17 protein-coding genes and 1 tRNA gene are annotated in these 23,212 nt (G+C 47.8%); 5 read left to right on the top strand and 13 right to left on the bottom strand.

The window, feature by feature from the left end; all coding sequences use genetic code 11:
- Position 1 precedes the first annotated feature (1 nt).
- On the bottom strand, positions 2–1,231 hold the full coding sequence (locus tag BN4314_RS07735) for an alpha/beta hydrolase-fold protein (protein ID WP_068540685.1): 1,230 nt from the start codon (positions 1,229–1,231) through the stop codon (positions 2–4).
- A 222-nt stretch (positions 1,232–1,453) separates the two neighbouring features.
- Here BN4314_RS07735 and BN4314_RS07730 point away from each other — a divergent pair, with 222 nt between their 5' ends.
- Genes BN4314_RS07730 through BN4314_RS07720 form a run of 3 tightly spaced genes read left to right on the top strand, consistent with a single transcriptional unit; the run spans position 1,454 to position 6,425 of the window.
- On the top strand, positions 1,454–2,935 hold the full coding sequence (locus BN4314_RS07730) for a DUF1846 domain-containing protein (protein ID WP_021735287.1): 1,482 nt from the start codon (positions 1,454–1,456) through the stop codon (positions 2,933–2,935).
- A gap of 33 nt (positions 2,936–2,968) precedes the next feature.
- The gene (locus BN4314_RS07725) at positions 2,969–4,690 is read left to right on the top strand and encodes an ABC transporter ATP-binding protein (RefSeq protein ID WP_068540682.1); all 1,722 of its coding nucleotides are present in this window, start codon (positions 2,969–2,971) and stop codon (positions 4,688–4,690) included.
- Positions 4,683–6,425 carry an ABC transporter ATP-binding protein gene (locus BN4314_RS07720; protein ID WP_068540680.1) on the top strand — a complete coding sequence of 581 codons (1,743 nt, stop codon included), beginning with the start codon at positions 4,683–4,685 and terminating at the stop codon, positions 6,423–6,425. Before BN4314_RS07725 ends, BN4314_RS07720 begins: the two co-directional genes overlap by 8 nt.
- Before the next feature lie 29 nt (positions 6,426–6,454).
- Here BN4314_RS07720 and BN4314_RS07715 read toward each other — a convergent pair whose 3' ends face one another.
- The 3 genes from BN4314_RS07715 to BN4314_RS07705 all read right to left on the bottom strand — a co-directional run bounded on the left by BN4314_RS07715 (position 6,455) and on the right by BN4314_RS07705 (position 8,417).
- Positions 6,455–7,315 carry an HAD-IIB family hydrolase gene (locus BN4314_RS07715; protein WP_187369567.1) on the bottom strand — a complete coding sequence of 287 codons (861 nt, stop codon included), beginning with the start codon at positions 7,313–7,315 and terminating at the stop codon, positions 6,455–6,457.
- Positions 7,316–7,374: 59 nt separating this feature from the next.
- The gene (locus BN4314_RS07710) at positions 7,375–7,989 is read right to left on the bottom strand and encodes a pyroglutamyl-peptidase I (RefSeq protein WP_068540677.1); all 615 of its coding nucleotides are present in this window, start codon (positions 7,987–7,989) and stop codon (positions 7,375–7,377) included.
- 101 nt (positions 7,990–8,090) lie between these two features.
- Positions 8,091–8,417 carry an HIRAN domain-containing protein gene (locus BN4314_RS07705; RefSeq protein WP_021735487.1) on the bottom strand — a complete coding sequence of 109 codons (327 nt, stop codon included), beginning with the start codon at positions 8,415–8,417 and terminating at the stop codon, positions 8,091–8,093.
- Positions 8,418–8,526: 109 nt separating this feature from the next.
- On the opposite strand from BN4314_RS07705, the gene BN4314_RS07700 reads away from it, so the two are divergent.
- Positions 8,527–9,516 (top strand): helix-turn-helix transcriptional regulator, encoded by a 990-nt coding sequence (locus BN4314_RS07700; RefSeq protein WP_068540932.1) that lies wholly within the window; start codon positions 8,527–8,529, stop codon positions 9,514–9,516.
- Between the two features lie 213 nt (positions 9,517–9,729).
- A tRNA-Ile gene (locus BN4314_RS07695) sits at positions 9,730–9,802 on the top strand.
- A gap of 698 nt (positions 9,803–10,500) precedes the next feature.
- Here the strand turns inward: BN4314_RS07695 and BN4314_RS07690 are convergent.
- From BN4314_RS07690 to BN4314_RS07655, 9 genes are read right to left on the bottom strand one after another with little or no spacing between them, the layout of a single operon-like run.
- On the bottom strand, positions 10,501–10,707 hold the full coding sequence (locus tag BN4314_RS07690; RefSeq protein WP_198145558.1) for a DNA-3-methyladenine glycosylase I: 207 nt from the start codon (positions 10,705–10,707) through the stop codon (positions 10,501–10,503).
- Between the two features lie 28 nt (positions 10,708–10,735).
- Entirely contained in the window at positions 10,736–10,912 is a 177-nt protein-coding gene (locus BN4314_RS08140) for a hypothetical protein (protein WP_157089942.1), read from the bottom strand.
- Positions 10,839–11,966: a hypothetical protein gene (locus BN4314_RS07685; RefSeq protein WP_068540674.1), complete on the bottom strand. Its 1,128-nt coding sequence runs from the start codon at positions 11,964–11,966 to the stop codon at positions 10,839–10,841. Before BN4314_RS07685 ends, BN4314_RS08140 begins: the two co-directional genes overlap by 74 nt.
- 3 nt (positions 11,967–11,969) lie before the next feature.
- Complete coding sequence (locus tag BN4314_RS07680; RefSeq protein ID WP_068540672.1) at positions 11,970–12,965, bottom strand: restriction endonuclease; 996 nt, start codon at positions 12,963–12,965, stop codon at positions 11,970–11,972.
- Positions 12,966–12,981: 16 nt separating this feature from the next.
- Complete coding sequence (locus tag BN4314_RS07675; protein ID WP_068540671.1) at positions 12,982–15,546, bottom strand: YgjP-like metallopeptidase domain-containing protein; 2,565 nt, start codon at positions 15,544–15,546, stop codon at positions 12,982–12,984.
- On the bottom strand, positions 15,546–18,722 hold the full coding sequence (locus tag BN4314_RS07670) for a type I restriction endonuclease subunit R (protein WP_068540669.1): 3,177 nt from the start codon (positions 18,720–18,722) through the stop codon (positions 15,546–15,548). The genes BN4314_RS07675 and BN4314_RS07670 overlap by 1 nt, the downstream gene beginning before the upstream one ends.
- Positions 18,723–18,737: 15 nt before the next feature.
- Positions 18,738–19,871 (bottom strand): restriction endonuclease subunit S, encoded by a 1,134-nt coding sequence (locus BN4314_RS07665; protein ID WP_068540667.1) that lies wholly within the window; start codon positions 19,869–19,871, stop codon positions 18,738–18,740.
- Complete coding sequence (locus BN4314_RS07660) at positions 19,865–22,537, bottom strand: type I restriction-modification system subunit M (protein ID WP_068540666.1); 2,673 nt, start codon at positions 22,535–22,537, stop codon at positions 19,865–19,867. The genes BN4314_RS07665 and BN4314_RS07660 overlap by 7 nt, the downstream gene beginning before the upstream one ends.
- A gap of 41 nt (positions 22,538–22,578) precedes the next feature.
- Positions 22,579–22,773 (bottom strand): helix-turn-helix domain-containing protein, encoded by a 195-nt coding sequence (locus BN4314_RS07655; protein ID WP_068540664.1) that lies wholly within the window; start codon positions 22,771–22,773, stop codon positions 22,579–22,581.
- Between the last annotated feature and the right edge of the window lie 439 nt (positions 22,774–23,212).

Raw genomic sequence — 23,212 nt, 5'->3', positions numbered from 1 at the left:
TTTAAGCTTTTTTAGCCCCCTTTTTCTTTACGGTCGTTCTTTTCTGTAAGCGAGAAACTAATGCTTCAGCTTGCTCAAGATTGGATTTTGCCAAATCTGCAGCCTCTTGTGCTGCAGAAACACGCGCTTCTGCCGCAAGACGAGCAGTACTTGCCATCTTGAGATTATTACGTGCCTCGCCTGCAAACCACTCAGCTTCATGTTGAAATTTTACTGCAGCATCTGCTTCTGCTTGGAGTGCACTTGCTTTTTGATCAAGTGAGGCAAGTAAAGCCGCAGTCTTATTACGCTTATCCCAAGCATCTTTGGCGGTTGCGGCAGCTGTATCTGCACGTTCGGTTTTCTCTTTGATCTCAGCCCTGATGCTCTCAAGGCGGCGCTCGGCGAACTGCTCTTCTTCACACCGCTGTTGAGCATTTGCCTTCATGTCGTCTAATTTAGCGTTTGCAGCATCTGCCAAAGCCTTGAGGCTCAGCTGACGACGTTTGGCAAGACCCGCGCGCTCAAGTACTACGGGCACAAGCTCACAAGCCATTTTTTTCCACCAGTACCAGCTGTGATTAACGTCAAAACCCCAGTATTCAAAACTTGCATGAATGCCGAGCTCAGCCATACGCTCATCCATATGGCGCATCGTTTCAGCACCTGTCTCGTCAGGAGATTGGCCGCAGATAAAAGCGAGGGGCATATCATTAAGTTGTTTGAGCTGAGCTGCTGTTAAGTCTTGCATGAGGTCAATAGGTGAGCACGACAACCAATCCAAAGTAGTGGCACCATCGGAATAAAAGCGTGCATCAAACGCGCCAGACAATGCAAGTAGTCCGCCATACAGGCTCGGTTGTTTCAAAAGAGTGGCAGCGGCATTGGTGGCGCCTGCTCCACAACCTACTAAAAGCGGTTTTCTCCGTGAGCGACTCGTTTTTTTGACATACGGGAGGAGTTCAGTTTGAACATACTCTAAAAAAGCCTTTTGACGATCCGAACGATATGTCAAATCAGCACTTCGAGCATACCAGCTCGAGCCATCTACCGAATCAGTACAGAAGAGTTGAATCTTTTTTGCCTCAATAAGCTCTGAAAGGGCATCAATCATCCCGCCCGTTTCCCAACTACCCGCTGAAAAATCAAAAGAAGGAAAGACAATGAAGGGAGTACCGCCACTGCCGTAGACAATGACATCAAGATCTTCGTTAAGGCAGCTACTCTCAATAGTTGTTTCGAAGCTCTCCATGAAAATCCCTTCATCCTGATTGACGGCTCTTCTTATTCTAGCGCCTGTGAACTACTCTCCCCCATCACATGACAATCCAATCCCAGAATTAGAATTATCTGAGTACTTTGGTCGAATTAAGAAAAATCGTTCACTTTTGCTTTGATTGTGCCATCATTGTAAAGGCGCCGCCTCTGCGTGCGCCACAGTAAATGTAGGCGCAAGTGCAAAGAAGGCAGTTACATGCAAATCGGTTTCGACAATGAAAAATATGTACGCATCCAAGCAGAGCGCATTCGTGATCGTGTTTCCAATTTTGGAGGCAAACTCTATCTTGAGTTCGGCGGTAAGCTCTTTGACGACTATCATGCAACTCGAGTGCTTCCTGGCTTTGAGGCAGATGCCAAGCTGCGCGTGTTGACGCAGTTGGCTGAAGATGCAGAGATTTTATTGGTTACCAATGCTAATGATATCGAAGGTGGCAAGCGGCGCAGTGACATAGGCATTACCTATGATGATGACGTATTGCGCCTGTTGGACGCCTATCATGAGCGCGGTTTTTTAGCAAAAAGCATTGTTATCACTCACTACACCGGTCAGTCTCATGCTGACGCCTTCCAAAAGAAACTTGAATCAATGGGTGTGACGGTCTATCACCACTATCTCATTGATGGGTATCCTTCAGATATGTCTTATGTAGTCAGCGATGAGGGATTTGGCAAAAATGACTTTGTCAAGACCAGTAGGCCTATCGTTGCGGTAACTGCTCCTGGTCCTGGCTCTGGTAAGCTTGCAACCTGTCTTTCCCAGCTTTACCACGAGCACCTTCATGGTGTAAATGCAGGATATGCAAAATTCGAGACCTTCCCTGTATGGAACCTCCCTCTAGCTCACCCGGTCAATATTGCCTATGAGGCTGCAACAGCAGATCTCAATGACCGCAATGTGATCGATCCTTTTCACTTGGATAACTATGGTCAGATAACCGTCAACTACAATCGAGATGTAGAAACTTTCCCCGTACTCAAAGCAATGCTTGATCAAATTTTGGGTGAGAGTCCCTATCGTTCACCAACCGATATGGGCGTCAATATGGTTGGCTATTGCATCAATGATGACGAAGTGTGCTGCGCTGCAGCAAAACATGAAATTGTACGTCGTTATTTCAATACTGCTGAACAAGTACGTCGTACGGGTATGGGTCGTGATGCCTTAGCAAACCTCGAACTTCTCATGAGCAAAGCGGACATCACGGTCGACTATGATCCTGCCCATCGGGCCTGTCTTGACCGTGAAGAGAATTCAGGGCTACCTGCAGGTGCAATGACTCTTCCCAACAAACAAGTGATGACGGGCAAACGCGGTGATCTGCTTGATCCTGCTGCCTCCTTGTTGCTCAACTCGCTTAAAAACCTTGCTGGTGTACCCGATGAGACCTATGTTGTCAGCGATGAAGCCTTAGCTCCTATCCGTGCACTCAAAAAAGATTATCTGCATAGCAGCAATACCTTGCTTTCTGCAGGCGAGATGTTAATTGCGCTGTCTTCGAGCTCGCCTTCAAATCCTCTCGCTGCGCAAACTATTGCTGCTGCAGATGATCTCAAAGGTCTCACGGCCTATTTCTCGGTGATTATCAGCGCGGCAGATGAAGCCACCTATCGTCAGCTGGGCATTAATGTCTGCTGCGAACCAAAGTTTGAGCACCACATGTATTACCACAATTAAACTTTTAATGAGAGGCGAGAGAAGGTTAGGTGAATGAAAAGTCTTTTACGCTATTTAAAGCCCTATGTAAAAGAATGCCTCCTCGCCCCTCTATTTAAGCTTTTAGAAGCCGCTTTTGAGCTCACCGTTCCGCTGATTATGGCGCAAATGATTGATATCGGCCTGGCTCATAATGACAAAAATTATCTCCTTATGCACGGTGTGTTGCTTCTCGGTATGGGTGTTTTTGGTCTCGCATCGGCAAGTACTGCGCAATATTTTTGCGCCAAACTCGCTGCAGGTTTTGGTACTCGCTTGCGAGATGATCTCTTTTGTCATATCACGAGTCTTTCTCGCCAAGATATCGATGGGCTTGGTCGATCAACTCTTGTCACACGTCTTACCAATGATTCCCAACAGGTTCAAGATGGCGTAACTACTTTTTTCCGTCTGGTTTTGCGCTCCCCCTTCGTTGTCTTTGGAGCGCTAATTCTCGTTTTTACTATCAGTCACATAGAAGGTCTAATTTATACCCTTACTATTACCATTTTACTTGCCCTTGTCTTTGGCTTGATGCACATAGCTGCACGTTTGTACAAAATTGTCCAAAATCATTTAGATAGTGTTTTGCTTCTTACCTCAGAAAATCTCGAGGGCGTGCGGGTAATTCGTGCTTTTAGACGCGAGCAACACGAAATTAGCGAAATGAATAAAGTGGCAGGAGAGCTGCGCGCAGAACAAGCGCATGTAGGCGATATCTCGGGCCTTCTTACTCCCCTCACCTATGCAGCAACTAATATTGGCTTGGTAGTTGTACTTGCTGTTGGTGGGCAGCAGGTGCAGCTGGGAAATCTTACTCAGGGCCAACTGATGGCCTTTATCAATTACAGTACGCAGATTCTCATTGAGGGTGTAAAGCTTGCAAACTGCATCATCCAAGTATCTAAATCTCTTGCTTGTGCTAAGCGCATTGAACAAATCTTTAAAGTTACGCCCTCAATGAAAGAAGGCTCACTCAATGCCTGTCGCGAACAACCTGCTCTGAGCTTACATGATGTGACCTTTGTCTACCCTCATGCTGCGGGTCCCGCACTCTCACATATCAGTTTTGATGTACAACCTGGTGAAACGGTAGGCATTATTGGAGGTACAGGTTCAGGCAAGACAAGTCTCGCAGCATTATTAATGCGTTTTTATGATGTGACCGAGGGTTCCATTAAGCTTGGTGGACATGACATCCGTAGTTATTCCTTAGCAAGTCTTCGTAAGATTATTTCCATCGTCGAACAGGGAGCACAGCTTTTTGCGGGAAGCATCGCTTCTAATCTTCGTTGGGGCAACCCTGATGCACGGGAAGAAGAGCTCTATGATGCCCTTCATACTGCCCAAGCGGATAATATCGTTGAAGCTAAAGGTGGACTTGATGCAGAAATTGAACAATTAGGTCAAAATCTTTCTGGTGGTCAACGGCAGCGTCTTGCAATTGCACGTGCCCTAGTACGCAAGCCCAAAGTATTGATTCTCGATGATTCCTCATCAGCTTTAGACTTTGCCACGGACTCAGCTCTTCGCAAAGCCTTAAGGAAAGATTTGGCAGATACCAGCTGCCTTATTATTTCGCAACGAGTTACCTCCATTAGGACAAGCGACAAAATCATCGTACTCGATCATGGCCATATTGCAGGTATTGGTACCCATGATGACTTGCTTGATACGTGTTCGGTATATCAAGAAATCTGTGCCTCCCAAGTCAAGGGAGGTGCTGTCCATGCATAAGGATTCTACTCTCAAAAAAATTATTGTTTTGATGCGTCCTTATATCGCACAAGTTATAGGCATCCTTGCGCTTGCTGTTGTTGTGGTTATCAGTACGCTGCTGGTACCGGTATTTTCGGGTAATGCAGTAGATGCTGCAGTAGGTCCTTCCAAAGTGGACTTTGCAGCACTTACTTCTGCTTTGCAATGGATGCTTTTGGCAGTTATTGCCACCACTACAGCACAATGGCTGCTGACACGTCTTACTAACCGCATAGTCTATGGCATGCTTTATGACCTGCGCACCCTCGCATTCGCGAAGTTACAGCGGATGCCGCTGTCCTATATTGACTCACATAGTCACGGAGATCTTGCTTCTCGTGTCGTTAACGATGTGGATCAATTTTCTAATGGCCTCATCATGGCTTTTCAGCAATTCTTCACAGGCATGCTCACTATTGTGCTGACGCTTGTCTTTATGTTTTACCTTAACTGGCATATTGCTTTGCTTGTAGTTTGCATTACTCCTCTGTCAATTTTGTTAGCACGAATTCTTTCACGCAAAGCTTTTAATCATTTTAGTAATCAGTCACAACGGCGTGGAAAGATGACAGCTATTGCCTCAGAAATGATTCAAGGCATCTCGAGCGTCCAAGCGTTTAGTATGCAGGAAAGTGCGTGCAAGCAATTCAGTGAGTCTAACGAACTGCTTCGTCAATCTAATTTTAAGGCGGTACTTTACTCGGCACTTTCAAATCCTGGGACACGATTTATTAATAATCTGATTTATGCAGGCGTAGGTGTTTTTGGTGCCTTGATTGTCTTGTCGGGTGGCATGACCGTAGGTAGCCTCACGGCATTTTTAGGATATGCAAATCAATATACCAAGCCATTCAATGATATCTCTGGGGTTATCACCGAGCTTCAAAATTCGTTTGCCTGCGCTGCACGACTCTTTGAGCTTTTAGAAGAACAAGAAATTCCTACCGATGCCCCGAACGCCCGTATATTGAGCGATACCAGTGGAGCCATCAGTATTAAAAAGATAGATTTTTCTTATACGCTAGATCATCCACTCATCTCGGACTTATCTTTCGATATAGAGCCGGGCGAGCGCGTTGCTATTGTTGGTCCTACCGGTTGCGGAAAAACTACCCTCATTAATCTACTCATGCGTTTTTACGACATCCACTCAGGCAATATTCTCTTTGATGGCATTGATATACGTAGTCTCACGCGCGACAGTTTACGGTCGCAGATTGGTATGGTGCTGCAGGATACATGGGTAGAACATGCAAGCGTCAAAGACAATATTGCTATGGCACAGCCTGCAGCAAGCCTTGACGAAGTAAAGGCAGCCGCAAAACAAGCTCATGCCCATGGATTTATAGAAAAACTACCTCAGGGCTACGATACTATTCTTGGAACCGAATCTGTAACACTATCCGCGGGTCAAAAACAGCTGCTCTGTATAGCACGAGTTTTTCTTGCTCAGCCACATATCCTCATTTTGGATGAGGCCACATCAAATATCGATACCCGTACTGAACTATACATACAGCATGCGTTTGATCGATTAATGGTTGGAAAGACGAGCCTTGTTGTAGCCCATCGCCTCTCGACCATCCAAGAGGCTGACAAAATTGTCGTTATGCGAGACGGTAACATCATTGAAATGGGTAAACATGAGGAACTTTTGGCACAAAATGGTTTCTATGCACAACTTTTTTATGCTCAGTTTGAACTAGCAGAGTAACTCACACACAGCGCAGATGGACACATGTCTTAGTCGACGTGATTTCCCTGGGCATCAATACGCTGATGATTACGGTTTTGCTCGCACATAAAGGCAGGCATTCCGCCTGTCTGAGCTGCATGTGCGATATCCCAGAGAGCAGATGCAACTGCTCCATCAGCACTGGCTCCAATATGCCAACGAGCTGCTGCATGCGCACGTTCATTACCATTTGCAACGCATACAGAATTAGGGACAAAGCGGAGCATTTCTAGGTCATTATCCGCATCACCAAAAACGCAGACCTCATCCAAAGATAAATTCATGGTCTTGCGCAAAATGTCTACGCCTACTTGTTTGCTCACATTGCGCGGGATAATATCCCACCAGTAATCTACGGTGGATACAAAATCGAATTCAGGACAAGCAGCTTCAAGATCTGCTTGCAGAGCAAGAAATTTATCTTTGTCTGCAAAAAAGATAATGCCTGCCTTCATAAACGCATCATTTGGGACAGCATCAACACATGTCGCTGCTTCAAGCTGCGCAAAGTGATACATATCTCCAAGTTCTTCTTGAGGCATGCCCACCCAGAAAGGCGTTTTATTATCCCTATACAGGGCAAGCGCAGCTCCGCTGTGCTGAACAACAATCTCTTTTACTTTAGTTAAGGCCTTGTTGGATAGGCTTACTTCATAAACAAGCTGTCCGCTAAGATAAATACGCATGCCATTGATGGTTACACCCGTGTTATAGCAGCTTGCATCATTTTGAAAGAACTGGGCAAGTTCGGCGCGCGAACGTCCCGAGCAGGGACCAACGTCAATGCCAAGTTCCTGGCAAGCACGAATGGCTTGAATAGATCTCTCAGGAATGTAAGGTTCACCCAAGGGAAGCATCGTATTATCCATATCGTATAGCGCCAGTTTGATCATGAAACTGCCTTCCAAAATCAGTGTAAAGGGCCGTCTTAATAAAGTATGACAGCTTTGAGAGCCTCTACGAGACCGAGAACCACTTTTGCGGTAGACATTGATGGAATCTCTGTATTGCCTTCATGCGATGCTGTTTGTTCAGGCGTAGCTGGCAGATGTATAAACCCACTTAAAATGTTGGGATAATGAGTCAAGCAAAAATATCTGGTGCTATAAAGCACTGAATTACACACATACGTTCCTGCCGTATAGGAAAGTTCTGCAGGAATTCCTACATGCTGCATCGCTTCTACCATCTGACGCGTAGGTAAATTAGAAAAAAGTGCATCGGGACCCTGGGGCACAATACACTGGTCTTTAGGTTGATTCCCAGAATTGTCAGGAATGCGAGCATCGATGAGATTAACGCCGATACGTTCTACGGTAAGCGTACGGCGCCCCGTAGCCTGTCCTAAAGAAACGACCGCATCAGGTAACAATTCTTGAATTGTTTGCCTTATGAGAGCAGGCGCTTTTTGGAACTCCGTAGGAATGAACAATTTCTGGAGTCGCACTCCTTCAATCTCATCAGGAAGCTGATCCAACGCCAGCTGTGAAGCATTGAGTTTGTCTCCACCAAAGGCATCAAAGGCTGTCAGCAGAAGCTTCAATAACGTCTCCTTATACCGAAATAGCTTATGCCCTGTATTTTAATCATTGGACTCCCAATCCCCCTGCGTAAAAGCAAGCGGATGGAGGTCAGTATACGTCCCTAGCGAGCATCTTTCACGCGAATACTTACAGCCACACGTTCCCAAGGATCACCGTCAAGATTAACTTCGGCAACATACGTCTCAAAAATTTCGCCGTGGCCAAAATACAAAAGTTGAGCCAATCCCTCATTGAGCTTTCTGGGCACAAAACCAAGCTTTGTCTTTTTACGATAGATTGCAATCGCATGAGGATCAAAAGGGTTATCTAATTCGGGTACCAACCTGAGTTTTTGCCCGACTTTAAGCTTGGATTGGACAAACAAGCCATCCCAATACTTAAAACCCGCGATATAAAAGTAACAATAGTTCTTTGAACGCTCTGCCATAATTGTCTCCTTCCCTTTTATTACCGTTAACCTTAATTTAACTGCACGGCCATATTTTGCTGAACTAATATTGGGACAGGTAGGTAGTATTTTGAAACGTGAGGTCATGATGGCTGGCAGTAATATTCAAAAGCTCAAGCTTTTGCGACTAATGAAAATTTTTCAGGAATACACAGACGCCGAACATGGACTCACCATGCCTGAATTAATTGAAGAATTATCTGAACAGGGCATTTCTGCTGAGCGAAAAAGCCTTTATGCCGATATAGATGCGCTCTGTGAATTCGGTTTGCCTATCAAGCGGCTCCGTACTCAGCCTGTGCAATACGCACTTATCAGACGCGATTTTAATTTTGCACAACTTACCCTGCTTATTGATGCGATTCAATCCAGTCGCTTTCTGTCAGACAGAAGCTCAAATGAGCTGGTCAAAGCAATCAAATCGCTTGCATCTAGGTCTGAACGTTTCGCACTCAATAAGCAAATACATGTTCACGGACGTCCTCGTATTCAAACCCAGTCGGATTTTGTAGCCGTTGACCGCTTACAAGAAGCAATGGCTCATCACCAAAAGGTGTCATTTCGTTACGTTCGCTATAACGCAAACAAAAAGAAGGTTGCCCGTAAAGATGGGGCACGTCATGTCGTAACACCAGTAAGCATAGTTTATGCGGATGATAACTATTATCTCGTTGCTTACAGCCAGGCTGACCAATCAGTGAGAAACTATCGCATCGATCGCATGGAACAAATACTCAAACTTGAAGAGCCAGCAGAGAAAAATCAAGCTATAAGTTCTTACAATCCAGACGAGGCAGGAAACTACGTTTTTGGCATGTATTCAGGTGAGCGTGTGGCTTTGACTCTACTTGTGCAAGAAGACGTAATGAATGTAGTTGTTGATCGCTTTGGTAGAGACGTAGTATCGGTAGCCACAAAAGATGGCCGTGCAGCACATGTTACTGCGCATGTGGTTGAAAGCCCTGTGCTCTATGGATGGATCGCTATGCTGGGGTCTAAAGTAGCAATCGAGTCCCCAAGCAGCGTAAAAGAACACTACCTCACGTATCTGAGAGACATCTTAAAAAGATATAACTGAACACTAAAAAGCTGAGACTGTCTCATTTGAGGCAGAAAAAATGTGTGTCTACTTATATATTTCTTATAGAGGCTTCAAGCGAGTACACATGTCACAACAGATAGTAATGAGAACAAAAGCTGAATTTGTTTTGGAAGACTGCATGAAATCACCTATGTCGCCAAATCTTTGGTTCCGATAAACTTAAATACGTGGTAGTATGCATTCCTGTCCGGGCCCATGGCGCAGAGGTTAGCGCAGGGGACTCATAATCCCTGGGTCGTAGGTTCGAATCCTACTGGGCCCACCCGAAAACACCAGGTCAGAGCTTTGGCTCTGACCTTTTTTGTTGCCGAAGTGACACGGAGTGACAGAAGTTTAGAAAAGTCATCATTTACACCTTCCCATCGCGCCAAATTGTCATGGGCATTTCGTTGAAACCGCGCGAAGCCATCGGGATTCGGCTCCTCCCCTACCGCGGTAGGAAGGATTAGCGCAGGATACGTCTCAAGCCTTGGGATGCCTGGCTCGTGAATAGTAACGCCTGTAGTCTTGCTCTCAACTTTTGCAAGGTCGGCGGCAAATCTGGCGCAGACAGATGAATTCGCATACCAAAGCTTTGAACCGTTCGGCCAAGATAAGCAACTGAGCAGCTCGCCAGTAAAGGGGCAGTTCTCAATACAACCTAACTCAGGGACACTCACAGATAGCGAGTAATTATTAACGTTGCCGAATTCGTCTTGGGGCTGGTCTACGTGCTGGACAACTCACACAGAAGCAGACGACACCTTTTGTGCTTTTGGCTCGTGCTGAGCTTTAATCTCCGCTGGCAGCGCTGAGAGAGCGATGACGGGAGATGCGAGCAGTATCAAGGCGCCAACTGTCGGCACGGGTTAGACGATGATAAGACCACCCACAAAAAGCCCTAGCACGACAAGCAGCCGCTTTATAAGGCGTTCCATGTGGCTTTGAGAATTTAATCATGCCTTCCGTGGCGAGAATGCGTCACACATCATCTTCCGTGTATTCGGCGATCTTGTCGTAATCGAAGTCGTCGAAGCACGCTCGGAAGATCTCGCGCTTCTTCAGCATCAGATCCCACGAAAGTCCGCACTGCATGCATTCCAAGAACAAGTGCTCGAACATGTGCCGGTCGTCGTGAACCGGAATGCCCCATTCCGTATCGCGGTAGATTCTGTTGGCATCGTTCATGCCCGCCCAAGTACAGTAGCCCATAGTTTTAAGCCCTGAAGATTATCTTCTTTACAACCGGGAGCGCCTTCTTGGCCACGACGGCGATGCCTGCCAGAAGCCCTGCTCCTCCTATGGCCTTCTTGCCAGCATCAATCCTCTCGTTCGCCTTCTGGAACTTGTTCTTCTCCTGTTCCGGGTTGTTCTTCTTGCTCAGTTTCTTCATCTTCCAAAACCTCCAGCAACTGCGCACCTGTAGCTTCTATCGACATGTAGTCGTAATTTCCTTCAATGAAATCGATGTACTCCTGCCGGGTTCCTTCTATGTAGCCTTGTGGGTTCATGTACCACTCGGAATCAAAGGACTCCTCCGGATGGAGCTTTGCTATCGTCTTCAGCTTGCCAGCATCGAGCGAGCCAATAAACTCGCCCTGTAGCCGTGTTATCTCTTCGACACGTTCAGGCTCATCCTCCATCAGGCTTGCGTATGCAAGGAGCCTCGACGCGGTTTCGTAGTATTCGAAGTATTCGCCGATCTCGTCGTACTCCGCATCCTTTTTGTCGATGTAAGACTTGTGGGATGTGAGCATCTTCCAGTAGACGCCTATGTCGCTGCTTGGCACGGCCTCGAAGTCGGCAATCCTGCGGCTAAGGGCAAGTTGAATCTTGTTCGACCCGGACGTGATTGTCTGCATGGCATTCTCGATCATCCGGTTCCGTTTTTCCTCGTCTGCAGTCTTTAGTGCAAGCCGGAGCTGGTCGTACCCGGACTTGACCTCGGCAAAACGGTCGTCCTTCTGTCCTTGTTCAATGAGAGCGACGGTCTTGTGCACGTCCTCTATCTCATTGAGAACCACGGCCATCTGCTGCTGAAGCGCGAGCTGCTGCACGCCTTGACCCAGATCTCGAACCACTCTCTCGTTTGCAACTTGAACTTCCTTTGCCGCCAGATTTGCAAAAAGGCTCTTCTTCCCGTCAACGACCTCGTAGATGGCAGCGAGGTTTTCGCCCGTATCCTTCTTTTGCATAAAGGTAAACTTGCCAGTCTCAAGACCCTTCTGGATCTTCTTGGGAATGTCGAGGACGTACATCGTGTCCTTGGATAGCGCCTTTGCTGCATCCTTCGCTATACCAGCTTGCTGAACGACCTGCGCGAGAATATTCTTCGCCCTTGCTGAGTCGATATCCGTTAGCCGCACTTCAATATACTGGAGGGGTGTGACCTCCGATTCTTGATGATCGACTATTTCGTCTTTTCGCCTGACGATTAGATTGCTCATCGTTTATTCCTCTTCCCGGGGCACCGGGATATAGACCATCTTCAGCGGGATCATCTTCCTGTATTTCTCACTCAAATCCATGTAGTACTTAAGAATCAGCTCCACCAACTCCGAGCCGTTGATGCCACGGATGATTGGTGTGCTATCCAGATACTTCTGGGCGTTTCTCTTATAGTCGGATAGCGTGACAAACAGACCGTAGTCGCCCTCACGCATCGCGCCCTTCAATGACTGGATCGTCTCCTCCTTGATGTCGCTGTCTCCGCTCTTGACCTGAACGAGAATGCGCGGAGGCAGCTCATCTTTGTATGCGACGATGTCGATGCCGCTGTCGCCGCCATGAGGAGATACCGTCGTCCGATAGCCCATCGCTCGCAGCAGGTCTGCCATGAACAGCTCCAAGTCATACCCTTTGAGCTTCTTGCTCAGCTCCTTAAGAATAAAGTCCTTCGTGCTCTCGACGATGTCCTCCGCCGTGGCACCGACGCTCTCGTCCTCTACATCCTCGTTCACAACCTTCTTGAAGTCCTTGTCGAGCGCAGACAGATATTCGTCAGCATAGTTCTTCACGGTGAAGAACGACATGGCAGAACCGATCTCGTAGAGGGCTCCCTGCGAGAATGATGTGCGCGGCAGATGCTTGAGCCATTTCACTTTGCGCTGCTGCACGTATTCGTGAGCATCCGCCTCGTAGATGTAGTCACTCTCAATGGTGCCGATGTTGATCTGTCGGTTGCTCTTGGACGGGAACACGACGTAGTCACCGATCTGCGCCTCGTGCAGGAAGCGGAACAGCATCCCAGCACCCGTGGCAACGCTGCCTTTCTTGGCGTCGGGGTAGACCTCCACGTACCTTTCTTTGAAGGCGTCGCGGTCATCTCCGATCAGCCGCAAGTCACCCATGTCCTTCCAGCCAATGGCGATTACGTTGCCATGCAGGAAAAGGTTGTCGTCCTGCGTGTGGATGCCCCATATCTTCTTTTCTTCGATTTGGCTCATGTCTGTGTTCCTCCGTTTATTCCTCTGGTGAACTACCAAGAAGTGGCACCTTGTGCCTTTTCAACATTTCGTTTATCACGTATATCGAGTTGTTCGCGCATGCCCCGAGGACGCACCGGTAGATGTAGTCCTCTATCTGCTTGGTATTCAGCTTGAAATCCGTCTTGCTAAACAAATCCTCTGCATCCGCAGAGGAAAGTCGTAGCCCCACACAGAGCGCCAATACTGTCTGCTTGCTTGTGGGGTACTCTTCATCGTTGCGAAGTCTCTGTATAGTCTTTACGCCTAGAAGGGATCTATCTGAAAGTGCCTCAACCGTTATCTTTTGTTCTTTCATGAGCTGAACGAGTGATTCAGCAAAAGAACCGGGCAGCTGTCTCTGCCTTGCGGCATATTTCGCCGCATTTTCCATGACCGCATTCAGAGCCTTGTTGTGCGGGTTATTCTCATCGTATGAAAGCTCTGCGCTTGAGAGCTGAAAGTTTGTCTTTGTCAGGAACTGCTGGTAGTTCCGCACGCCCTGATACTTCGAGTCGAAAGTATAACCGCGTTCGAAGACGAAACAGCACTCATCAACATGGGCAAGCCCATAGTCCGTCATTCTCGCGATGCCATTACCATCGACGGTTATATAATCCGAATGGTTGTAACAAAGGTGCCCATCTGCATATACAACATATCCTGAATCAATCAATTCACGGAATCTCGCATCAAAGCAATACGCCTTAAACAAATCCGTCATAGAGATGGAAAATGTCTCGCCATCCTTCAGCGCATCGATGCTGTATTGGAAGTGCCTGATGTACTGTCCATCGAGGTACGAATAGACTCCATCAACCTCTGGTAATCCAAGTTCTCGCATGCGAATCTTTGCGGCCTGCCGCGATACACCGTAGTAAGCGGCAACATCATCCACAACCTGCTCCAGCGCAGCCATGCGTTTCTGCCCATCCAAATGGGCAACGTTCTCTTCAATTAGCTTCTTGCAATACCGCTTTGCAGTTTTATAGGGCATCAGAATCTTCGGCGCGATTTCATTCGCCTGCCACTCCATCCAGTCGACGGCCTTCCATCTGTCGGAGTTGCCTCGATTGGCACCGATGGCACACTGGATGTTTTTTCCGAGACCATCCTTTGCCCCGATCATCTTCATGAGCGCGTGATACGGTTGGTGCCTGTGCCAGTGGAAGCACTCATGGGCGATGGTGCTGTTCAGCGTACCGAGCGTTCGCTCGTAGAATACACGCGGGTCAACATACATGGTTCCGCGCTTGGCGTTGCGGATGATGATCTTCCTGTCGGAGTTCGCAATATTGCCATCCTCGAACACAATAAGTCCGAATACGGACAAATCGTCTGAGAGCTTTTCATCCTCCACAATGCGGAGTTCCATCGCATTCCCGGCGATCTCCCGAATAGGAACCGGAACGGATTCCCGCAGCGCCTTCTTGTAGTATTTCTCGAGAAAGCGCGTGGCCTCATCCTCCAGATCCTCCCTTGAGATGATGGGAACGAGCTCTCCGGAAAAGCGGCTGTTCTCGTTTTCTTCTTTAGTCTCACAGGGCTCGACGCTTACGATCTCGAAGCCAGACAGCTCTATCCCAAGAGAGACACGACAATGGACATTCAGCCACTTCTCGTAGAACTGCGCCTTGCTGCGACGGGTGCTTTTCTTTTCGATATCGCAGGAGACGACAACATCGAAGTCAATAAAGCCTTCTTGACGTTCCTCGATATGGATCACGTTCTCGATCTCCACGTCGGAGCATGTCTCGCCAGAAGCGAGCAGCTTCTCACTTTCAAGATGCTGCAGCGCAGCATCCTTGACCTCGTCGAAGCGGCTGGTATCGATCAGCCTCTTCAGCGGGCTCTCGTTTTGCGCATCGTAGTAGTCGAGCTTGCGGTCATTGAGTTCCTTGCGAACCTCTCGCCAGTTCGGCATGTAGAGATCCATGTAGGAGATGAATGTCGCATTGTGAGTGCGCTCGATCAAGTGAATAAGCTCATGCAGGATAACGAACTCAAGGCATTCCAAAGGCTTCTGTGCCAGTTGAAGATTGAACCAGAGTTTTTTCTTCTCCGTGTTACATGTACCCCATCTGGTGACCATGTATTTGGTCTGCCAACTTTCGCAGTGAAGCCCTGTTATCGATTCCCATTTTGGCAGATAGTGCTCAATCTCTTTCTTGAGCATGGCACGGTACTGTTCTTTGACGTAGTTGTCACGCTGTTTGACCGTGCTGTTTTTGTTCATCCGTAGAATAACCTGATTACCTTCGATAACGAAGTTGTTCTTCTGGCTATCGTGAACGAACTTTATGAAGTACTGGCTTCCCCAGATGTATATCGTCTCGCCGGAGACATACTGACGCTTACTGCTGCGCGGCTGGTCTTCGAATTTCTTGATCGATCGTTTGATCCAGCTTAGATTGGTGCGCGCGTAGGCTTCGATCGCCTTGTCGTCGATGGATGAAGGCGCAGAAATAACAACATGACCATCCGGAGGTTTCACCTGTAGATGCATGTTCTTGATATTCTTTTTTTGAACATCAATCGGTATGCCTGCGACGACAATTTGCATTAATACTCCTCCTGCTTTTTGATGATCTTGAAGATGCGCTCCACATCCAAGTCATCGGCGAGAATCTCGAGCAGGGCACGCTTGATCCTGTTCTCCTTGATCGTGTCTCCTCTAAATCCTGCTATGCGGTTCTTGAGTACCGCATTGTGTATCCGTTTTGCTATTTCGGTCTTTTCTGTCTCATCGTCATCAGGTAGGTTGTCGAAGATTGCCTGAAGCGCACGGCTGCTACGGATCTCCTGCGGATAGTCTTCGTTGTCCTCTGGGTGTTCCACGTTCTTCACAAGCTGCACGTAGTAATCCAGCAGTTCTTTGTAATCTTTGACTCCCTGCTTGCGCTCCTCGATGAGCTTGTCGAGGATGGCGGACATCTTTTCGTAGTACCTCGGGTTGACCGTGACCTTTTCCACCACTTTGCGGCGTATGTTGTTCTCAATAGCCTCGGCAGCGCCTTCCTTCTTTCCTTCCGGAACATCGTCGACCAGTTCCTGACCCTTGTCCTCGACGAAATCCAGCAGTGTCAAATCGTCAAACTCGCCGATCTTAATGCTGTCAGAGGCCACGATGTAGTTGTCAATAAGCTTGCGCATATCTGGTTCATAGGCCTTGTAGTCGAGGAAGTCGCCGCTACTGTTGCCGATAGTCTGCTTAAGCTCGATGTAAAAACGAACCTTGCTCTCGTATTTGTTAATCTCTGCTTGCGGGCAGGCATCAATTAGATATGGCTTAGCCTCTGCGAAGGCGCGTACCAGCCTGCTCACGAGGCGGTAGAGCTTCTCCCTCAACCGGGCGTAAATTTCTTCTTCGCTCTCGTCGGCTCCAGACTCACCGCAGAAATAATGGATATACTGCAAGTCTTCACGTGGCTCATCTACGCCTTCGCACAGCTCTTCCAGTTCCTCATATATCTCTTTGAATGTACTGATGGCCTGTTTGCTTCTGTCTTTGATAAGACCAGCTACATCCTCGTCGTCATAACCCTCGAATGCGCCGCCCGTATAGGTGTCCATAGCATCTTTGAGGCTCCCAAAGAGCTGCTGGTAGTCAACGATGAAGCCGAACTCCTTACTCTCTTCAGATTGCTCATCATCATTGCCGTTATCCAAACGGTTCACACGGCAGATTGCCTGGAAGAGTCCGTGATCTTGCATCTTCTTGTCAAGATAGAGATAGGTGCAAGGCGGAGCATCAAAACCGGTGAGCAACTTATCAACTACGATGAGCAGGCTCATGTTTGCCGGTTCTTCGACAAACTTCCGCTTTGCCTCGGTCTCGAAATCCTCAACGGTTTTCTGTATCGACACTCTTTCTGGCAGATTGTTCGGGTCGAGCCCAAGCATCCGCAGGTAAGTCTTATACTTTTCGAAGGTCTCGGTGTCATCCTCATCGCTCACCGTGTCGGTTCGCAAATCTCCAGCCTGCGGAGTGTAGGATGATACGATTGCGCACTTCCGAAAGCCCCGGCTATGGAAGATCTCGTAGTATTTGCATGCGGTATAGATCCTGTCAGCCACAAGTATGGCATTGCCGCTGCCATCCATTAGGCGTGCCTTCATGTCGAAGTCTTGAATGATGTCCCACGCCACCTTCTCCAGCCGGGAGCGGGAACTGTAAACCTTTTGCATCGTCGCCCATTTTTCCTTGAGCTTGGTTTTGGCACGCGGCGATAGTCCTCGAGTCTTAATCTCGAACCATTGGTCGACTCGATCCTGCGAAGACAGATCCTGCGGAATATCCCTCGCTTCGTAGCGCAAATCAAGCACAACACCATCGTTGACAGCTTCATCGTACTTGTAGGTGTGTATATAGGTTCCGAATATCTCGATACTGGTTTTCTTGTCCTTCTTAAGAAGCGGCGTTCCTGTGAAGCCTATGAAAGTGGCCTTGGGCATGATTGCCTGCATAGCCGCATGCAGTTTGCCGGACTGTGTCCTGTGGCACTCATCCACAAAGACATAGATTGTCCCCTTGGCGGAAAAATCCTCCAGCAAGGACTTCTTCAGTTCTTCTATATACTTCTCATAGTCGGCTTCTGTGACCTCTCCACCACGCCTGCCAAACTTATGGATCAGCGAACACATCAGAGAGTCATCGAGCGAGTTTAATCTGGTGACAAGATCCTGCCCACTTGTCGTGCGAACAATCTTCTTCTCGTTCACACCGATAAACGTCTTTTCTATTTGATCGTCCAGCTCTTCTCTATCCGTTACGATAAGGACTCTTGCGTTCTCGCCACCATTCTCGAGCAGCCACTTAGCCAGCCAGACCATCGTCAGGGTCTTGCCGCTGCCTTGGGTGTGCCAAATGATGCCGCCCTTGTTCTTCGCTACTCGCTGCTGGGCACGTTTGATCCCGTAGTACTGGTTATAACGGCACACTTTCTTGATGCCCTTGTCGAATACGATGAAGTTTTCAATTAGGTCGAGAAAGCGCGTCTTATCAAACATGGCATAAAGGGAGCGCAGTAAGTTGTTATCGATTTGCATGCACTGATCTTCGATGCGTACATCATTGACGTCGCGCTCATCTTCGTTGGATAGGAATCCATCCGGCTTCCATTCCATGTAGAACTTGGCCTTAGTCTTGAGCGTCCCGTAGCGCAAACCCTCTGATTCGTTTCCCGCCATACAGAATTGAACAGTCGTGAAGAATGGCTCAATAAAACTATCTTTCTGATTCGTCAGGTTCTGGTGGATGCCTTCCGAGACGGAAATCGCGCTTCGTTTGAGTTCTATTACTGCTACAGCGATGCCATTTAGATAAATAACCAGATCAGGTCGCTTTTCCTGAACCTCAACCACCGTAACTTCTTCGGCTATGGCAAAGTCGTTATTTGCAGGCTGATCGAAGTCGATAAAGAACACCGTCTCCTCCGAAGCCTCCGGAGATGGTTTGACCTTTGCGCCATACTTCAGTAGGGAGTAAACGTTCTTGTTGGCATCGTAGACGCCTCGTGTCATATCCCTGGCAGCCTTTGTAAGCTGGAAGATTGCGCCCTCAATCAGCGTATCGGAGTATCCCGCACGCTGTAAATATGCCTTGAGGCGGTCATCTTTGATATTCTTGTTTTCCTCATCTCTGAGGTCACCAAGATAGGTGTAATCAAGGATCTCTCTATCTTTAAAGAAATCAACGACCCGCGCCTGCGTCTTTCTCTCAGCTTCGCCAATGCTCATGCGAATATACCTCCGTTATATCAACCTTGTTCTGCCGGTGAGCAGTTCGTTCATCATGCCTTGCTTTAGGGACAAGCATTTATTTCGCTGTTGAGTCAGCTGCAAAATATCATGCGAAAAATCATCTAAAACCTCTGCTATCGCCTTTTGTTCGCTTATGTCTTCTGGATATCTGACGACGCACTTTCCTATCTCCCCCTTATTTATTTTCTTGGGAGTAGCGTGATGCAAAGTGCGCTCATCAAGTCCCTTTTTAAACTCGCTACTCATTATGTAATGATTTAGAAAGTGGCTATTTATCTTTATTTCCTTAAACAGTGCAAGGCTGACGTAATATGCAAGGCGTTCTTTCTTTGTTACGACTGTCGATGTTCCTATATCGCCAATTCTTGTCATTAAGATATCGCCTGGTTCAGGAGTGGCCTTAAACCCAAGATAGAAATCATGCTCGGAAATGTATTTATTTGATTCATAAATGTCTTCAATGTTCTCAACAGATACGAAGCGAACTCCTTGCGATGTATAGGTAGGCGTTTGATGAGTTCCGTCATATACCTTGCAAATATCAGATAGTGGCGATTGCTTCCATACAGCGGAAAAACCATCTAATCGTCTTTTCCCTGATAACAACTCCTGCATCACACCTTGCTTGATGGCGGTCTTCTTCTCGATTAGTTTTTCGAGGTTCAGAATTAGCTCGTCAACATCGGACAAAGCAGCTACTATTTTTTGTTGCTCGCTTACTGAAGGGATTGGGACTTCCATATCAGCAATCATCGCTCTACGAACAGAATCAACTGAAGACTTTGCCGTGTACTTTTCAACTTCTTTTCTGAAGTTATTTGAGAAAAAGTAATAGAAGTATTTTCCGCTAATTCCTGAAAAGTCGCGAATCACATAGACCCTCTGATGCGCGGCAAACTTTCCGTTGATGTAGTGAAATACCTTTCCGGTTCCCACACCATCTCCAGCTGTTAGAACCGCTTCACATTCGTAGTCCGCAATATTAATGCTCTCAATATTGTTTGAACGCACAAAAAACGGATAAATGCCTCCTACAACATTATCTTGTGTGTCCCTGCAACCTGTTCCAATTGCCGCAAACTCGCTTACGGACTTTATTTGCCACTCCTTTGGATACGTCACCATTTGAATCCCATCCTTTCCAGATGAGATTTGACCTTCATCTCATAGCTGTCCACGATGCCCTCAAGTGACGGCAGAGTGTCCTCGTAGCGTTCTGACAGCACCACCACGCGGTTGGCCAGCCGATGCGACACGTCAAGGTAAAGCTGGTTGATACCCTCGGCGATGGTGTTGCACCACTTCCGATTGACCAGAAGTTCGATGATCTCATCATCGGTCAGCTTGTCATATTGATCGCGACATTTCGTATCAAGTTCTGCGCTCAATGCTTTAATCAAGGATGTTTGCTCACTGGCCTTGTTCATCAATTCGCTGGCCTTTTCCAGATCCGCAAAGTCATCTTCATACGCTTCAGGCACCGGCTCACTCATTTGCAGGATCTTGATTGCATAGATGATGGATGTCTTGTTTATTGTTCCTTTGTCAGTCCATGCTTCGGCGCAAAGCGGGTTCTTCTCTACGTATGCTGTGTAGTCCTTCTTCTTGCTGATGGAGTCCCACCTTTTCAGCATTTTCTGAAGAGCCTCAATTGCAGGCGTAGTGATTTTCGAGCGGATGGCGGCAATTTTCTCCTCAAGCTCTTTCTTCTTGATTTTGCCATCATCGGACACCACTTCGGAAAGCAAAGACTCGTCATCGCAGTTCTCGATCAGATCATTCAGCTCTGATTCGGTCTGTGCAATGACGTCCTCCGCAGCCTCGATGGCATCCCTTTCGTCCGAAAAGAAGTAGTCAATGATTAGGCTCTTCGGTATCAAACGACCTTCCCAACCTATGACTTTTTCCTGCCCCTTCTTCTTGCCAGATGTATATTCGCCCATGATGTTCTCGGTTTCGCGAGCCAAGGCATAGCCCCTGTCTTCGTGAGCGATGAGCAGAACATCATCGTTCATCACTTCATTCCAGTAGGCAAGAAGCACCTGATAGACGTCGTATTTGCTGACAAGGGTGAACCCCTCGTATTTCTTAATAAGATAAGAAGCCAGATCGTCTATGAAGTACCGTGCATCCAAGGTGTCATCCACACTAATGAGACGCGGGCGGGCATATTTTTTCCAAGCAGAAAAGGCCTTGTCTATCTGCTTACCATAGGCAGAGAACTCCTCGTCGCTATAGATGGCCTGACGAATGTCCTCCTTGCCGATTTTTAGCTCGTAGAATCCAGCGCGTACCTTCTTGAACAGTGCTTTTCGCAGCTCGGGGAACGCATCCCAATAATCCTGCAGGCTATCAATATCTTCCTGCGGAATGCCGCCGTTCAGGTGCCCATCGATATTTTGAATATCCTCTGGATCAGACGCATCGATATAACGGGTGATATTGAGGTTGTACTTGTTCTTAACCTTGATTTCCTGCCACTTCACGAACCGGGCGTATTTGGGATCGTCCTCGATCTGCTCGTTGAACGTTGTAATGATCCGATAGATATCCTGCTCACGAAGGCGGTTCTTATTCCCATCCTTCACGTAGTTGCGGCTGGCGTTGATCATGAAAATACCCTGACGGTTCTCAGCGCCCTCCTTATCGATGACGAGAATGCACGCCGGGATGCCTGTCCCGTAGAAAAGGTTGGGCGGCAAGCTGATAATCCCCTTGATCCATCCCTTGTCCACGATGCTCTTTCGGATAGTCTCTTCTGCATTGCCGCGGAACAGCACACCGTGGGGCAGAATGACCGCAGCCTTACCGGTTGACTTTAGCGTTTTGAGAATGTGAAGTAGCCATGCGTAATCGCCGTTCTTTGCAGGTGGGCGGTCTCCATATCCATTGAACCTGCCAAACTCCTGCACGCCCGCCGTCCAGTTCTTCATGGAGAACGGAGGGTTTGCCACCACATAGTCAAATCGCTTCAGTTCCGAATCGTCATCTTCTTTCAAGAACTGCGGATCGGAGAAGGTGTTCCCTGACCTGATAATGATGGACGCCTTGTCATGCAGCACGGCGTTCATCTTGGCAAGCCCCGCCGTAGAACTGTCCTTTTCCTGCCCATAACCAGCAATCTGGAACGGTGCTTCTGCGATTGCCCTGATTAAAAGCGAACCAGAACCGCATGCTGGATCACAGATCACCGCATTGGTGTCTTTGCATTTATCGATTCCTATAACCTTCGCAAGGATTCTCGATACCTCTGCCGGGGTGTAAAACTGCCCTTTGCTCTTGCCGCTTTCGCTGGCAAAGTTGCGCATCAGGTATTCGTATGCATCGCCGATGATGTCATCGCCCTCGGCCTTGTTCTTAGAAAAGTTCAGTTCGGGGCGCTGGAAGATGGAAATGAGCTTAGTGAGCTTGTCCACCATCTCTTGGCCTTTACCGATTTTCGCCTCATCGTTGAAGTGAGCAATGTCGATGACGCCCTTCAAGCTGTCGTTAACATCCGCAAGGCGCGAGATGATCTTGTCCATCCCTTCGCCGATGTTTCTCTGATTCTTCAAAGCGACGAAGTCGTCGAAAGAACACCCTGTCCGCTTCTCCGGGTCTTTCTCCGGATCGTGCGCCTTGTCGAACACGGTGATATCAGCATACTTCTGGCCTTTGTATTTGTCTGACACATACTTCATGAAAAGAAGCGTCAGGATGTAATCCTTATACTGCGAGGAATCCATACCTCCTCGAAGCTCGTCGCAGCTTGCCCATAATGAGCTGTACAGTTCTGTTTTCTTGACCGCCATAGGTTAATTAACTCCTTTATTTATATTCGCAGCCATGCCAACTACTCGATGGCGCTCTTGCCGCTCTGCACCCATTCGTCAAGTTCAGAACGCTTGAACTTCCACTGCTTTCCTATCTTGTGAGCGGGGACGCCTTTGTCTTTGCGGAGCCAACCACGCAAAGTGACGGGCTTCACGCCCAGATAGTCCGCCGCCTCATCTATGTTTATCCACTTGTCGCTGATCATTTCTTCCATTGGTTCCACCTCATCGGTTGAGTTAAGACAATTCACCACACCTATTATAAGCCGCTGACCTGCTAACTACAATCGGTTTGTTGTTATTTGCGTATATCTAAGGCCTGTTTGAGGGTATGGAAACATGTCGCATCTCTGAAATTACTGCCCGGACATCGTGATGTCCGGCAAGCAATCGCAGATATGCCCGGGTTTCACAGTTTTGCTTCCACAATTCTCCTGCTCAGGTGCCAAAAATAGGACATGTTCATGTCCGGGACTTTCCCTTTTCTGCAGCCCATAATCAAAAGCAAGTTCAGTGCATTCACCTGCAGGAATGTTCCGGCGCTGAACTGACAACTTAACAACCAGCAGCCACCACCGGAAGGACGAGCTGCAATCTCGAAACGCTGAGTCGTTCGGATTGACTTGCTTCTCCTTCACGGTGTCTTGCTATGCG

The sequence above is a fragment of the Olegusella massiliensis genome (genome assembly GCF_900078545.1).
Classification (GTDB): Bacteria; Actinomycetota; Coriobacteriia; order Coriobacteriales; family Atopobiaceae; genus Olegusella; species Olegusella massiliensis.
This window is presented reverse-complemented; position numbering and strand designations above follow the sequence as displayed.

Excerpts from the sequence above, each read along its gene's own strand:
- BN4314_RS07720 (WP_068540680.1), top strand. The coding sequence starts at position 4,683 with ATGCATAAGGATTCTACTCTCAAAAAAATTATTGTTTTGATGCGTCCT.
- BN4314_RS08140 (WP_157089942.1), bottom strand. The coding sequence starts at position 10,912 with ATGAAGAAACTGAGCAAGAAGAACAACCCGGAACAGGAGAAGAACAAG.
- BN4314_RS07655 (WP_068540664.1), bottom strand. The coding sequence starts at position 22,773 with ATGGAAGAAATGATCAGCGACAAGTGGATAAACATAGATGAGGCGGCG.
- BN4314_RS07670 (WP_068540669.1), bottom strand. The coding sequence starts at position 18,722 with ATGAGCATTGGCGAAGCTGAGAGAAAGACGCAGGCGCGGGTCGTTGAT.
- BN4314_RS07660 (WP_068540666.1), bottom strand. The coding sequence starts at position 22,537 with ATGGCGGTCAAGAAAACAGAACTGTACAGCTCATTATGGGCAAGCTGC.
- BN4314_RS07675 (WP_068540671.1), bottom strand. The coding sequence starts at position 15,546 with ATGCAAATTGTCGTCGCAGGCATACCGATTGATGTTCAAAAAAAGAAT.
- BN4314_RS07715 (WP_187369567.1), bottom strand. The coding sequence starts at position 7,315 with ATGGATAATACGATGCTTCCCTTGGGTGAACCTTACATTCCTGAGAGA.
- BN4314_RS07705 (WP_021735487.1), bottom strand. The coding sequence starts at position 8,417 with ATGGCAGAGCGTTCAAAGAACTATTGTTACTTTTATATCGCGGGTTTT.
- BN4314_RS07730 (WP_021735287.1), top strand. The coding sequence starts at position 1,454 with ATGCAAATCGGTTTCGACAATGAAAAATATGTACGCATCCAAGCAGAG.
- BN4314_RS07665 (WP_068540667.1), bottom strand. The coding sequence starts at position 19,871 with ATGGTGACGTATCCAAAGGAGTGGCAAATAAAGTCCGTAAGCGAGTTT.
- BN4314_RS07725 (WP_068540682.1), top strand. The coding sequence starts at position 2,969 with ATGAAAAGTCTTTTACGCTATTTAAAGCCCTATGTAAAAGAATGCCTC.
- BN4314_RS07685 (WP_068540674.1), bottom strand. The coding sequence starts at position 11,966 with ATGAGCAATCTAATCGTCAGGCGAAAAGACGAAATAGTCGATCATCAA.
- BN4314_RS07690 (WP_198145558.1), bottom strand. The coding sequence starts at position 10,707 with ATGAACGATGCCAACAGAATCTACCGCGATACGGAATGGGGCATTCCG.
- BN4314_RS07680 (WP_068540672.1), bottom strand. The coding sequence starts at position 12,965 with ATGAGCCAAATCGAAGAAAAGAAGATATGGGGCATCCACACGCAGGAC.
- BN4314_RS07700 (WP_068540932.1), top strand. The coding sequence starts at position 8,527 with ATGGCTGGCAGTAATATTCAAAAGCTCAAGCTTTTGCGACTAATGAAA.
- BN4314_RS07735 (WP_068540685.1), bottom strand. The coding sequence starts at position 1,231 with ATGGAGAGCTTCGAAACAACTATTGAGAGTAGCTGCCTTAACGAAGAT.